The 15,060-nt window shown below is 40.4% G+C and carries 9 protein-coding genes and 1 other RNA gene; 4 read left to right on the top strand and 6 right to left on the bottom strand.

The genetic code is table 11. The features are described from left to right. Nucleotides 1-27: 27 nt before the first annotated feature. Nucleotides 28-573 (bottom strand): hypothetical protein, encoded by a 546-nt coding sequence (locus tag ACNR9Q_RS07590; RefSeq protein ID WP_419214005.1) that lies wholly within the window; start codon nt 571-573, stop codon nt 28-30. Nucleotides 574-630: 57 nt separating this feature from the next. Further along, nucleotides 631-1,212, bottom strand: a complete 582-nt coding sequence (locus tag ACNR9Q_RS07585; RefSeq protein ID WP_419214004.1) for a hypothetical protein — start codon at nt 1,210-1,212, stop codon at nt 631-633. 76 nt (nt 1,213-1,288) lie between these two features. Here ACNR9Q_RS07585 and kdsA point away from each other — a divergent pair, with 76 nt between their 5' ends. After that, nucleotides 1,289-2,107 (top strand): 3-deoxy-8-phosphooctulonate synthase, encoded by an 819-nt coding sequence (gene kdsA, locus ACNR9Q_RS07580; protein ID WP_419214003.1) that lies wholly within the window; start codon nt 1,289-1,291, stop codon nt 2,105-2,107. Here the strand turns inward: kdsA and ACNR9Q_RS07575 are convergent. Further along, nucleotides 2,104-2,505 (bottom strand): DUF1801 domain-containing protein, encoded by a 402-nt coding sequence (locus tag ACNR9Q_RS07575; protein WP_419214002.1) that lies wholly within the window; start codon nt 2,503-2,505, stop codon nt 2,104-2,106. The two genes, kdsA and ACNR9Q_RS07575, sit on opposite strands and share 4 nt — an antisense overlap. 63 nt (nt 2,506-2,568) lie before the next feature. On the opposite strand from ACNR9Q_RS07575, the gene ACNR9Q_RS07570 reads away from it, so the two are divergent. Both ACNR9Q_RS07570 and ACNR9Q_RS07565 read left to right on the top strand, forming a co-directional pair. Further along, on the top strand, nt 2,569-3,474 hold the full coding sequence (locus ACNR9Q_RS07570) for a phospholipase A (RefSeq protein WP_419214001.1): 906 nt from the start codon (nt 2,569-2,571) through the stop codon (nt 3,472-3,474). A gap of 79 nt (nt 3,475-3,553) precedes the next feature. After that, entirely contained in the window at nt 3,554-4,669 is a 1,116-nt protein-coding gene (locus ACNR9Q_RS07565) for an Sb-PDE family phosphodiesterase (RefSeq protein ID WP_419214000.1), read from the top strand. A gap of 195 nt (nt 4,670-4,864) precedes the next feature. Here ACNR9Q_RS07565 and ACNR9Q_RS07560 read toward each other — a convergent pair whose 3' ends face one another. The 3 genes from ACNR9Q_RS07560 to ACNR9Q_RS07550 form a co-directional block, all read right to left on the bottom strand. Then, nucleotides 4,865-5,614 (bottom strand): hypothetical protein, encoded by a 750-nt coding sequence (locus ACNR9Q_RS07560; RefSeq protein WP_419213999.1) that lies wholly within the window; start codon nt 5,612-5,614, stop codon nt 4,865-4,867. Nucleotides 5,615-5,652: 38 nt separating this feature from the next. Next, entirely contained in the window at nt 5,653-12,300 is a 6,648-nt protein-coding gene (locus ACNR9Q_RS07555) for a fibronectin type III domain-containing protein (protein WP_419213998.1), read from the bottom strand. 447 nt (nt 12,301-12,747) lie between these two features. Beyond that, the gene (locus tag ACNR9Q_RS07550; protein ID WP_419213997.1) at nt 12,748-13,953 is read right to left on the bottom strand and encodes an NAD(P)-dependent oxidoreductase; all 1,206 of its coding nucleotides are present in this window, start codon (nt 13,951-13,953) and stop codon (nt 12,748-12,750) included. Nucleotides 13,954-14,173: 220 nt separating this feature from the next. Between ACNR9Q_RS07550 and ssrA the strand changes: the two genes are divergently transcribed. After that, nucleotides 14,174-14,574, top strand: a transfer-messenger RNA (tmRNA) gene (ssrA, locus tag ACNR9Q_RS07545). Nucleotides 14,575-15,060 lie beyond the last annotated feature (486 nt).

The following is a 15,060-nucleotide window of genomic DNA, read 5'->3' as shown; positions in this document are numbered from 1 at the left end:
TTTTGAGAGGGTTTACGAAAGTTAGTACTACTTTTTTCTGCCACCGATGACCCAACCAATTCTGGCGTCAATCAATAGGCCTGCATTTTTATCAAATTCATCAAAAAAGACAGCTGGTCCAAAACCCAAATTAAAGTAAAACCCTTTACTATACGTTCTTTGCAATCCATAAACCGCAGCTACATTATAAAAGTAAGAAGAGCTATACTCCAAACCTCCAATTACAGGTTTACCAAGCTGAAACTGATTTAAAAAGCTAATATAGTTTCCAGTATTTCCGGTAATATTTTTCCCTTTTCGGATCCGTCTATCAAAATTGACATAATTTCTAAGCTCAGCTCCAAATCCTGGATACAAACCAAAACTGGTCTCCCGGTCAGAGCCACCATTTAACGCAAAACCAACAGTAGCATCTAGGTTAATCGTAGTTCGATCATCCACACCAAATTCATAGGAGACTCCCGGAACCAAAGCGTTGATTTTAAAAAGTCCGTCCTCGACCATGCTGTTGGACTGCGCATTTAAATAGGCGATGGAACTGAATACCATCGTCACTAAAAAAGATGTTTTCATAAGGTTTGATTGTTGTTTTTGTGAATTGGATAGGTGTCAAATTTTAGGCCAAAAGCATTAATCAAAAACAGGTATCCTAGATTTCCGTTTGGTGGGCACCCATCCGAAGGTGAAATTCAAAAGCGGACCGTAACCGCTAGGCACACCGTCACCCTTATAGTAGCCAGCACCAAATTCGGCATTAAAATTAAATCCCTTTTCATAGGTACGCTGAACGCCATAAAGCATTCCATAAAATCCTACATTAAAATCCTTAGGACCTTCGATATCCGTAGCCACCCTAAGCTGCGAAAAGAAAATGGTGTTTGACAACGCTACATAATTCCCAGAATTTCCGGATACATTTTTACCCATCTCCAATCGTCTATTAAAATTATGGTAATACCTCACTCTATTGTGTAAGGCATAGCCAAAAGCATAGCCCTCTTCATAGCTGGCCAAACCAAAACCTGTGGCCGCTGAAGCACTTACGTTCCTGAACAAGCCTATTTCGTAGCTGATACCAGGATTGATTAAATTGAGTGTTATTTGATGTGGTTCCAAATTCACGAGTCCAGAGCCTTTTTCCGTTACACCCCTAATCTGAGCCTGTACCGTAAAAGCTGCGAAAGCAAGGAGACCAAAGAAGATTTTTTTCATATTGACGAATGGTTGTTGCGTTTAAATCTAAAAACAAAACCATGGAATAATACTATCTTTATCAAAAATTTATGAGATGGACTTGACCAAGATTCCCCAGATAAAACATACCGACAGCAATAACTTCTTTTTACTTTCAGGGCCATGCGCCATTGAAGGGGAAGCTATGGCACTGCGTATAGCCGAACATATCGTGGAAGTAACCGATGAGCTAAAAATACCGTATGTTTTTAAGGGTAGCTTTAAAAAAGCCAACCGAAGTCGACTCGATTCGTTCACTGGTATTGGTGATGAAAAAGCATTGAAAATTTTACGTAAAGTATCCGAGACTTTTAACATACCTACGGTTACGGATATCCATACAGAGCAAGATGCTGCGATGGCCGCAGCATATGTAGATGTTTTGCAGATTCCCGCATTCTTGGCCCGCCAGACCGATCTGGTCGTGGCCGCCGCTGAAACAGGTAAGACCGTAAATATCAAAAAGGGCCAGTTTATGAGTCCGGAAAGTATGAAACACGCCGTCAACAAAGTGACCGAAACCGGAAATGATAAAGCCATCATTACGGATCGGGGAACCATGTTCGGCTACCAAGATATGATCGTTGATTTTCGTGGCATACCCACTATGAAGCAATATGCGCCGGTGGTGTTAGATGTTACGCATTCCCTACAACAACCCAACCAATCTGCTGGGGTTACCGGAGGAAGACCTGCACTTATCGGAACAATGGCCAGAGCGGGTATCGCTGCCGGCGTTGACGGACTTTTCATAGAAACTCATTTTGATTGTGCCAATGCCAAAAGTGATGGTGCCAATATGTTAGATTTAGGTTTGCTTAAAAAACTGCTGACAGATTTGGTTGCACTTAGAGCCGTGCTCAATCAATTTTAATCTCGATCTTTGCGTTTGTAAAACCCGTTATTTTTAATGGCATAAGCATCATGCAGCACATCGGCTAAAATAAGGTCATTAACATCGTCCAACGAAGCATATCGTAAAGAACGTACAACCTTTCGTTTTTCAGAGACCAAAACATCTAAATGACGTGTAAGGTGTGCCGAATTCCAAAAACCTAAGTCCACAAATTGTTTTTTATGGGATGCGTTTATATAGCAAATAGGTGACGTGCCTATATAAAAACAAGGTATGTTCCATTTGTATTTTAACTCAGCATCTGGTAAAATTCGTTCGATTACCATTCGCAGATGCAAGATGATACTTCTATAAGGTTCTGGTTGATTTAGAATGTATTCTTCTGCCGGATTCACCTCCTTAACGATTACGTACAATTAAACAAAGATACTATCATTACTCTGCTTCAAATATATAATTTTGCATATTAAAAATCCCCTATGTTTAAGAACCTACTCTTGAAAACCATTCTATCAACTTTTTTTCTTTGCGCAGTCAGTAGTTTGGCCCAAGACAACGAACGTGAAGATTGGATTTTCAAGAACAGCAAAAGCCTTTCAGAAATGTGGGAACTGGAGGATGAGTACCACAGGGGGACTTTTATAATCACCTCGTACAAGCCCATTTACCTAAGCGTCGCAAAATTCTCATCGAATACCAATAATTTTCCAGTAGCAGAGAATTCAAATAAAATACCCGAAGCGACTTTTGACCTGGATCCCATTGAAGCTAAATTTCAATTAAGCTTGAAGACGAAAATCTTCCATAAAATGTTCAAAGGAAAAATGGATCTATGGATGGGCTACTCACAAACTGCCTATTGGCAGATTTATAATAAAAAACGATCCAGACCTTTTCGAGAATTAAACTATCAGCCCGAAATTATCGCCAATTTTCCCGTAAAATTTCCCTTTCTAGGTTTTGAAACGAAGATGGTAGGAATTTCACTAATCCACGAATCTAACGGACAATCTGACCCCATCTCCAGAAGTTGGAACCGCTTGGCCCTCCATGCAGGTTTTGAGCGTAACAATTGGCAAGTGGTGCTAAAACCTTGGTTACGGTTGGGCAGCAAGCTAGATGACAACGAGAATATTTCAGATTTTATAGGTAGGGCCGAAGCAAATGTGGTCTATGATTGGGGGCGGCAACGGTTCAGGGCCATCGCAAGACACTCGTTAAGATTCGGTAATAAGAGCAGGGGAAGTGTTCAACTGAACTGGTCATTCCCCATATTCAAAAACTTTAGCGGTCACTTGCAATTATTTGATGGATACGGTGAAACCCTCATTGATTACAATCATAGACAGACCACATTTGGCGTTGGGGTTTCCTTGATCAATTAACCATTATTTAAACTTCATCATACATAAGAACGTTACCTAAACGGTTTGGTTTTAATACATTTGGACAAATGAACTTTGTATGAAAACCAAACCGTTATTTTCACTGCTATTTCTTTTTTCAATCATTACTTTCGGTCAGGAACACAGTCATTCCAGTTCCATGCCGCTTTCATTTCCAGATATCCCTGGCTATAAAAGCATTAAGGCCGATTTACACATACATACCGTTTTTTCAGATGGAAATGTTTGGCCGAATATACGCGTAATGGAAGCCTTACGCGACAATCTGGATGCCATTTCCCTGACCGAACATTTGGAGTACCAACCCCACAAACAAGATATTCCCCATCCCGATAGAAATAGATCTTACGAAATCGCCTTGGCCGAAGCTAAAGCGCATGATTTATTGATCATTCACGGATCGGAGATTACCCGAAGTGAGCCTATCGGCCATAACAATGCGGTGTTTATTAAAGACGCCAACTCAATCTTACAGGATAATGCTGAAGATGCTTTTACCGAAGCTAAAAAACAAAATGCGTTTGTATTCTGGAACCACCCGGCGTGGTATGCGCAAACCCCTAAAGGAAATCCTATTTTAAGCGATTTTCAAAAAGAACGCATCAAAAAAGGAGAACTGCATGGTATTGAAGTTATAAATTCTGTCGATTATGCGCAGGAATCTTTGGCGTTAGCTTTGGAAAATAATCTCACCATTATTGGAACAAGCGATATTCACGGATTGATTGATTGGGATTATACCGAAAAGGGAAATAACAGACCTATTACGTTGGTTTTTGCAAAGGAAAAAGGTCTTGAAAGTATTCAAGAGGCATTATTCGCCGGTCGCACTGTTGCAGTTTACAATGATTTATTAGTAGGGAAAGAGGAGTTTTTGAAGCCCCTGCTAAAAGCAAGTATAAGCATTGAAAAAGCAAACTATATTGACAACACCCAAGTTCTTGAACTGGAACTAAAAAATGAGACCAGCAGCAATCTATTGTTTCAGAATGAATCTGAATATACCTTTTATGACAGCTCCCCTGTATTTGAAATAGCAGCTGGAGAAACAAAGAAATTATTGGTGAAAACCCTTGAAGAAAAGAAGCAGATCACTTTAAAATTAAAAGCGTTGGGCTGCTTTACGGCTCAGAAAATGCAGCCTGTCATTGAATGGAATATCAATATAAAGTAACACCGAAGATGCATTGAAATTATTGAGCCGTATGGACACTTAATCCTAATCTCACAAAAAAATAGGAATAATATACCGTAAGCTAACTATTGTAAGTCATGCAAACTATGTCAAAACACAATAGTTACCTTCTATCGAAAAATAGCAGTTAAGCAAATATGTAATTGGTTATTGTCAGTATAGGTCTTCGTTTGTTTATTGTACCTTAAAATTAAAAATTTGCGATTCTGATGTATTGCCTGCACTATCATTCGTGACCACGAACCAATAGTATTTTCCGACCGATACGCTGATGTTTGAAATTCGACGTTCCAAACTATTGCTCAAAACTAAAGTTGTTGGAGGGTTGCTGGTTCCAAAATAAACATCATAACCGACTATATCATTGTCGATATCCAACCCAGACCATTCCAAAACTATAGAAGTCTCGCTAATCCTTGTATTATCCAATGGGTTTACAGCTTGTGCTGGAAAAGGAATATAATTTTCAATTCCCTCGCCTTGATTGTAAAAGCGCCATATCTCGCTTTTCCCAATACTGGATACTTCACTTGACACGGAGGTTACATACCATTCGTACGGAACTCCGCGCTGCAAACGAATTGGTAGGTTTACCCCATTCGTCTCATATTTAGCAATAGCTCCAGAATTGAGGTTCTTTATTGTTAAACCATAGGAATCCGTATAATCGGACTCTTTCCATTCAAAGGTAACGGTACTCTCCTCGGCAGTGATTTGACTTCCCTCTTCACACTGGGAATCTTTAAAGGGAAATACCAACTCAACGGAAGTTGGGCTTTTAGTTTCACCATTACCAGAATCGGGATTGGAGGGAGGACTCGGAGCTGGGGCTGGAGCTTCACCGTCCTTGCTACAACCAAGGGTTAAAATGAAGGCCAATATACAGGACAAAATCATTTTTTTTGCATTATTCCATTCTAACATTTCTATTCTTTATTTTAATCAACCTATTTAAACACCACCTATTTCTTAACAATTTTAAAATCTGCACGCACCTGTCCGCTGTCATCAAGAATTTTTAAAAAATATACCGCATTAGGTAGGCCACGCATGTCTAGAACCAAATTCTTTTCGTTCTGACCAAAAGTTTTAGACCTCACTATTTGACCGTTAATCGTATACAATTCGATTTCTATTTCATCAGAAGTACTTTGAGGCCTTAAAATGTGTAATTCTTCATCAAAAACAGGATTAGGATACACATGAATGTCTTCGTACCTGTAAAAGGTTTCTTTGTATATACCTTGACAATCCTTATCAGACCGTATCATTAAATCATTTCTACCAAACTTTAAATCGAGCTCCATTATATTGCTATGGGTAACAATTTCCTCCCCATTTAAAGTGACCCAATACTTCTTTGAGCCTGACATTTGTAAATTTAATTTTTCTGATGTTACACTTTTTGATGAAGTGACATAAAGGTCATCAGGTTCATCGATATTTATATTATAACATTGAACATATGAATTGCTATTTGGGGGTTCAACACAGAGTCGATAGTTACCGGCCGCCAAATTTGCAAACGTTGCTGTTTCCATAAAGGAAATTTCATCCACATTTCCATTTCCATCCAAGCTGGCACGATAGTTAATTCCATAGGCAGGTGCTGAAATACTAACACTTCCATTATTGGAGGTTTTACAGGATTCATCCGTTGCCAAAATTTGAAAATGATTGGTCGATAATGACGCGCATGAAACCTGTGCTACCCAGCCTGATCCGGTTCCCGATCCATCAGAGGTGAATTTAAACGTTAATTTGCCCGATGGGTGTGAAGATGTAAAGGTCGGGGGCAATTGGTACCCATTATACACACCTATTAGCCGAGAGTTAGTATCCGGACCATCATACACCCATAAACGATCACAACAACTCTCTAGGTACAGTTCCAAAAACTCTACGGTAACCGGAGTACCAAAAATTTTGGGTGTTAGGGTTTTTATGTAATTCTCATTATTGGTATAATTTCCATCGGGGCCGCCAGAATCATAAAAAAGGTCACCACTACAGAAATCGGTTTCGGTGCTTACCGAATAGGCTTCTGTAGCTGGGCTAGCATCGTCGACATCACAGAGGCTGGAAATATAGAAGTCATATTCAGTACCGCTATTCAATCCGATCACTTCATAAAATTGTTCTTCCGTAGTAACGGAAATACCATTGCCGGGTCTAAATCCTTTTAAACCATATTCCAATATCCAACTAGTGGCATCGCCCATCTCTTTCCAAGAAACACGAATAGATGAAAATGCTTTTTGCGTATCGGCTTTCGTAAAAATAGGCGGAATGCATGTTGGGATTTCCCCTATGAACACATCGTCAATGGCGACATCATCAGTTTCTCCCTCTCCCACCTCATCGACCACAAAACGCACTTTTATAGGGCCGCTAATGTTCAAGGACGAAAAATCAACATACACTTTCTGCCATTCTATTGTATTTTCGCTACTTTGAAAAACTGCTTCATTCCATTGTTGCCCATCAAAAACATGGACAAAAAAGTCAGCATTCGTCCCTCCTTGATTATCGCTCAATAAGTAAAAGCTCAAGCCTGGATTCTCAAGCCCGGAAACATCTATTAGTGGAGTTTGCAGCGTGGTTCCCGAACTGTGCCCATAGGAGTCATCTACATAAGCGAAATACCCCCCACTTTCTGTATTCCCTTGTAGGGAGCCATTGTTACCTACATTATTTCCATAACGGCTGAAAATCCAATTTTCACTATTATCCTCTCCATATTCCCAACAAACCGGGAGGCGATAGGAAAATGGTTGATAGAAGGGTGCACTAACAGGGCTACAACTTGTAAGAATCTGTAAAGGAGACGAAACATCGCTATATCCCTCTTTTGGTTCACAAGAAGCTTTTACATAAATTTCATAAGCGGTTTGTTCATTTAGGCCTGATAAGGTAAAGGAAATATTATCCGCTGTTATTGTGGTTCCAGTACCCAGCAAAAAACCTGGCGCACCATATTCCAAAATCCAATTTTGTGCAGTACCATTTTCTTGCCACTGCAATTGAACCGAGTCACTGAAAATATTGGAGTACAAGAGATGTGTGGGAGCGGAACAATTTGGTTTTGGTTCACAAATGACTTCTGCTTCCCAACCGCTGTAAATATTATATTGATTGGAATGGAACGAAAACGTTAGCGCACCCGTTTCATGGGTCGAAAAGAATTGGTTTGGACTCTGAGAACCGGTCAACTCGCCCAAAAGTGTAGCATTTTCATCAGGACCATCGTAAACCCTTAGATAGTCATTGTAGGCAAGTGAAAATCGAAGGAAATTGACCCGCACTCTATCTTCGCTATTTTGAGGGTAAATGGTTTCCGTATAGGACTCGTTATTATAATAGCTGTCGTTTGGACCTCCACTGTCGTAAAATTTATCTCCCCCGCAGTAATCGGCATTCGTTCTTATCGTAAACGGTCCCTTCCTATTATCTCCATTGGCATCACACGTTCCTTTTACATAGATATCATATTCGGTATAAGAGTTCAAATTGTTTAGGGTAATTGAGGTGCCCGTGGTACGTACTATGGTGCCATTACCAGGAATAAACCGTTTTTCACCATATTCAAATTCCCATGCTGTCGCCGTACTACCCGACGGGGTCCAATTGATATCAATTGTGTTCGTAGTTACGGAAATTTGATCTTCAGTAATATTTGGAGGGTAACACCCACCTAGGTCATCAACACGAACATCATCAATGGCCAAATCGTCATAAAAACTATGGTCGGTGCTCTCTTCAGCAATAAACCGTATACTGATCACATCAATATTTTCAGGTAGAAAAGATAGATCTACGAATATCTCTTGCCAGCCCAAAGTATTGGTCGCATTCGTATATACCTCTTCAACCATCTGCCCACTATTGTACACTTCTACCGAAAAGTCAAGGTTGTTCCCACCTTCATTATGGCTGTTAAGGAAAAAAGAAAGTCCGGGCGTGGTCAACGTTGAGATATCGATATCAGGTGTTTCCAAAATTGCACTTCCCTGATTAGAACCATCGTCTACATATGCGAAAATATATCCACTTTCCGTATTTCCGGTGGTACGTCCGCCTCTTCCTAAATTACCTGAACGAGTATTAAACAGCCATGGTGTTTCCCCTAGATCATTCTTCCAACATTCAGGAACTTTATTATAGGTTGAAAATTGTTGGTAAAATGGTGCCGTATAAGGGGTACATAATGTAATTGCCTCAATGGACTGGCTTTCATCGCTATTACCACCTTTCGTACACCCCGACCGAACATAGAACTCATACGCAGTATTGGGATCGAGCCCATCAATAACTGTAGGATTAACCCTAGAAGATACCGAGGTACCCGAACCAATGATAAATCCGGGTACACCATATTCTATTTGCCATTCATTCGAACCTCCAGTTTCGCTCCAACCCAAGGTTATAGAATTTGAAGTTCTGTTGTTGATCACCAGTGCGTTAGGTGGACTACAATTTGGTTTTGCTTCGCAGGTTACCGTAGCATCCCAACCTGAATAGGTAGCGCTTCCATCTGAGTAAAAACCAAAGGTCAGAGCTCCAGAAGAATGGGTAGATTTTAAAAATGGAATGGCCGCCCTACCACTATATCTTCCTAATAGAGGAGACGAAGTACTATTCCCATCATAAATGGCGAGATAATCGCAGCAGCCTTCCAGTTGAAAAGAATTAAACTGCACCATCACCCTATTATCTGGACTATTCGGTAAAATGACCTTAGTATAATTTTCTCTGTTGGAATAATTTCCATCCGCCCCTCCAGTATCATAAAAATGGTCTCCTCCGCAAAAATCCTCTAGCGTGGTCGTCAATAGTGGTCCTTCCGCTGCTCCGGTTCCACCAAATTGACATTGGGGCCTTAAATAAAAACTGTATTCTGTGGAAGACTCCAGACCGTCAACGGTAATGTTGTTTCCTGTAACGTTCAACAGGGCACCTGTACCAAGTTCAAATCCTGAAGGTCCATATTCCAATTCCCAATTAATCCCATAAGAATCTTCCCATTGCAATTCAGCATAGGAAGGCCCCGTAAAAACAATCGTAAAGTTTTGAGGTGCTGGGCACCCCGTAGAAAACATGTTCACTGAAGAAAAACCACTTTCCCCGCATGTATTAACGCTTTTGACCCTGTAATAATACTGGGTATCGTAAGCAAGTACTTGAGAGGTATAGTTGTTCTCTTGGACACTTTGGGAATCGATTATTTCATTAAAATTAGCATCTGTGGCTATTTCAATTTGATATTCTGTTGAATTGACATCCTCCTGCCAATCAAAAGCATTTAAAGGACTTATCCCAATTTCACCGTCAGTTGGATATAACAAGTTAGGAGTTGATAAATTTTGATCATAGAGCCGAAGTGTCAACGATACTTGCTTCGTAACGGAAGCTGAAGTGCCCGTTATCGTAAAATCATAATTTCCCACTTGCAAATTCTCCGTTCCACTAATCAAAAGATTAACCAATTGGCCGCTCGTTTGTGGTCCGGTAACATTTTCAGGGTCAAAAGTAGCCCTTAAACCGCTTGGCAGATTCTCTATTGAAAAAACGGTGTTCTCATCAAAATCGAGAAATGTTCTATACATACATGTGAATTGGGTATCTTCACCTGAACAAACATCGTTAGATAGTTCGTTGAAATTCAAGACGAATTCAGATGCTTGGGTGGTAAAATAATCGGGATTTATGGCATAGAAAATATTATCTACCGCCTTGACCATTAAACGAGCAGCTGTTGAATTTGGAATGGCTGGCAAAACAAAAGTCGCCTCGCCATCGTTGGGGGTATTTTCCAGCAAGGGTATATTATAATTATATCCATCGGTGGATAGAAATAGTGACACCGAATTTACATTTACGGGAGCTTGGTTTGTATTGGCCACGTTCCAGTTAACGGTAACCGTATCTCCCGATTCCCATGTGACATTCGTATTGGGTGTAATGACTTCAAAAGGTCCAGAATTTCCGTCGACGGTAACCTGCATAAGATCTGATGCTGTTTGCCCGCCCGCAACATCATTATCTCGAACGGTGAAGGCTAATTCAATTGTTCTACCGACACTTGGTAAGGTTTCCCAAGTAGGCGCAAGGTTATTTTCAAGCACATCATCCAATTGAGGGAAATATCTAACGGGAGTATGAGTAGGAGGCCTCGACCTGAATATAGCCCCTTGTGTCCAATTAGAACTTGGGGTTCCCCCTGATGTCGGAACTTCTGGGTCATTCTGCTCCCAACAATAAGTTAGACTTTCATCACCATCGATGTCAGTGGCTTCACCCTCTAAAAAGAACGGTGTCGACTTCGGTATCACATGATCACCACCAGCATTTGCGGTAGGAGGATTATTTGAAATTGAAATCAATTCTGCACAATTACTTCGCTCGATCGTATGAACCCCAACATCCCTAATGTTGACATAGTTGAAATAATCATCTGATGCTTGTTGCACATTCGGCGAACAAATACCTGCATAACTCATAATGGTACTGCCGCTTCCTGGTTCTACCTCACTATTGAGCCCGCTTCTACAATAAGGGCTGCCCATCACGTGATAACTTCCAAATTGATGCCCCATTTCATGCATCACCAACAGGCCAAAACCATCAGTTTCTGGAGCATTATGAGCCGAAAACGCACTTCCTTTTGAACCATCCGAACACACACACGCTATACAACCAGCGTTCCCATGAACTGAAGAGGATAGCACAAACAAATGCCCCACATCATAGGAACCCGCACCAATGGTTGCATCTAACATGTTCTGCAATTCTCCATTATAGCTCCCGTTATACGGATCAGTACTTTGCTGCAAAAAAATAAGGTCATCGGTATCAGGAACCAGTTCCATCGTGACCGCAAAATCACGTTCAAAAACTGCATTCACCTGTGTCATTGTGGCTACCATGGCCGCCAAAACTTTGGTTTTTCTTTCCGTATCATCAGTCTCCGTGCCATCTAAAAAATATTGTGAAAACTCGCCTGTCGTAGAAAGGGCCAACCTATATTTTCTTAGATATCCATCGTTTGCATTACGGGAAGTGGTGGAAGAGAAAAATTGGCTTTTCCCGGAAATTTCTTCTAAGGTACATTCCATTATGTTCTTTTCAATGGACGAATCAAACACCAAATATTCGGATTGCCTCCCAATTTTTGATGGAGAAATAATCAGAGGGTTTCCTTTATTATTATAAATAAAACCATGTAGACCGTCTGCCTCTGAAAAACTAAAATGTAAAGAGCTTCCATCACCTGACATTCCCACGAAAGAACGAATATCTGGATATTTTTTACTTAATTCAGGATGTAGTATTTGACTTTCATAGACGGTATATGCAGTAAAATCACCTTTTTGGTTCGGAAAATTGATGATAACGGCAGATTTTTTTTTCGCTATTCGTTGCGGAGCATTTACACATGCTTGCAGCAGTAATTTAGCATCCAATCGAAATGTTCGAAGACTATCTTTTTGAAAAGTAGTTTTTGAAGACGCTGTATTTATTTTTTGCCAAGGATTTGTTTGACTATAAGTAGCTGCATTGAAAAAAAGTGTACAAATAATTACACATCTAAGCATGGTTAGTTTCATCATAAACTTTGGTCAGTTATCAACCTATAAAAGAAGAAAACGGTGATTGGTTGGTTATCAACATTCTGTCTAAATGTAAGGTTGTATACAGGCTTGTAGACCGATAATTCGATGTAAGGTGTTTTTTTTAGACTAGATGGCAAACCCCTACAATGTTTAAAATGAATTTTTGGGATAAATTTTACAGGAATTTACATATAAAATTTCTTAAAATTCTTTTTTATAAGCAAAAGACCTTAAGAACATATTTTAAAAAAAACTCAAAACGCAACTATCTTTCTCCCTTGTCTGCCAAAGGTATTACTGCGCTATGAAAAAGTTCATGAACGAACTATGACCAGTCTTAATTAAGATTCTCCTTAAACGTAAAAAGAGTTTATAACTACAGTAGATTTTGGGCTTGTAGAACAGTGCTATCCCAATGTTACGAAACTAGCACGTAAATTATCACTAGTCATTACTGTTCACATAATCCTGTAAATAGGCATATCGTTCTGTCAGTTTCCCGTTTTGGGTCATCTTGGCCCGTTTTAAAACGCCGTCCTTATCCCCATTGAAAAAAGCGGGAATGACATTTTTTATAAACGCCTCCCCAAAACCTTCACTGGCATCACGGGGAAGTTCGCAAGGCAGATTATCCACGGCCATTACGGCAATAGCGTCCGGATTCTTAAAATCGGTCTCGGATTCTGACTTCGGGTCATACCCGAAAATGGGATCGGCAATGGTCGACGGTCTGATCGTGGAAGCCACGGGACCATCAATATCACAACTAACGTCTGCCACCACCCTAATCTTAAATTCTGGATGCTTGACATCTTCCCGAGTGAACAAATAGGGCGCTCCCTGTCCGTAAAAATGGCCTGCAATATAGAAATCGGTCACTTTGGCAAAGCGAAAAAAGTTCGACTTATATTCTTCCGGATGAGCAAAAAAGTTAGCCTTGTTACCACGGACCCCGTCTTTGCGTTTATTGTATTCTCCGGCATCTATTTGGCAGTATACAGGTTCACTGAACTCCTCTTCTAAATATTGAGCCACCGTTACCCGTCGCATCCCCATGCCGTCCAACATTTCTCGAGACCCATTGCCTACCCTGCCCCTGCCGGTCAGCAAAACCTTGATATTGGGGAGCTTTATTTTTTTAAGCTCATCGATCAACGCTGGTTGGTCTGGCAAATCATTGGCCTTGGGCAACTGAAAAGTGTCGTATTTGAGTCCGTATGCCCGAAACCCATTATACGCACCAACGATACCCGCATACCTTCCAAAAGCGACAACGCGCTGCCCTTGGACATTGGTGATGACCTCATGGTCATATAGCTCGATATGCTTCTCCAAAATAGCCTGCAACAAATCTCGGTTATAGGGTTGCTTTTTTATGGTATGGGAAAAGAAAAAGTACTTTTTGTTGGGTATTAAGGCATCGATGGGCACTTCCTTGACGCCTAGGAGGACATCGCAACTTTCCATTTTGTCCGCCACCGTGATACCTGCTTGTACATAGGCATCATCTGCATAGGCCCTGATGGGAGAGGGTTCTACGATGAGTTCTGCCTTGGGATAGGCTTTTGCGACTTTTTGACAGGCTTTTGGCGACAGCACTACGCGTCTATCAGGTGGATTTTTACGTTCTCTGATGATTCCGAACTTCATATGGGGCTTTGGTATAAAGATTGCATAAATGTAAAAGGAATTACAGCGGTTCACAAACTTTTGTTAGCTTTGCTGCCCGCATTAGATTTCTAGCGTTTTGAAAGAAGATCGGATTTGCGTCAGGGATAGAAGCAAGTACCGTGTACTGCTGAAACCCCGACCCTTTTGCAAAAAAGGGGAATGCCCATCTACTTTTAACGAAGAAGTTCATTAACATATTGGGGCCGACCGGTTTTGACAGCAAGACCAGTTGGAATGTAAGCATGCCGAGCGCTGGGGTACAGCTCGTTAATATCATACTTCACACTTTTAATTGGCGAAAATAATTACGCTCTTGCCGCTTAATCCGAATTACAGTAGGATTTAGCCTCGTCCCTACAAGGTAGGGAAGCGAGATGTTCCTGAATAGCCCTTGTTGACGGCGATTCTTTTAGGAGCACCAGAAAAGTCAACACAAGGGTGTCCGCTCGCTTTGGTGGCACCACTAAAACCTTAAGAAGATAAGTGTGTATTGGGCGGTTTCTGGTCAGGTACACATCGAAAATCAATCAGATTCTAAGCATGTAGAAAGCATTGCGATTGCTTGTTTGGACGAGGGTTCGAATCCCTCCGGCTCCACTAAAATGATATCATTTGATATCAAAAACCCTGTAATCATATGATTTACAGGGTTTTTTATTTTATCTAGTTTCATTTGACATTAAATAAAAAAGTCACCAAATCGATACCCATTTTAAAAAATAAAAAGTGGTGTCGATATCCTTGTATTTATCTCTTTTTGAGTTTTTTACGAAAAAAATAAAAAAAACGAAATGTTGGACATTCAAATCAATTCATAAACCAAGGAAAGAATGTTGAGCTTGGGATTGGAATCATAAAATCAAAATACAGTAAACGGCTATATAAGAAGAATGGTTTCATTAATAATTTTTCCTCGGGGCATCTTTTTCCTGCTGACACAAATAATGGTTATGTATTTTTCACCAACGATGAAACGAGGTACAAACCGAATGAAACTTCTCAAAACTCCTTGATCAGGAAACACCAATAAATAGAGGAGATAAGTAAATTTATAATTGGTTAATTATTAAAATAACTTAGAACCTT

This window comes from Maribacter sp. X9 (assembly GCF_048537565.1).
In the GTDB taxonomy this organism is placed as follows: domain Bacteria; phylum Bacteroidota; class Bacteroidia; order Flavobacteriales; family Flavobacteriaceae; genus Maribacter.
The sequence above is the reverse complement of the archived record's forward strand: the minus strand, read 5'-3'. Positions and strand labels throughout refer to the sequence as shown.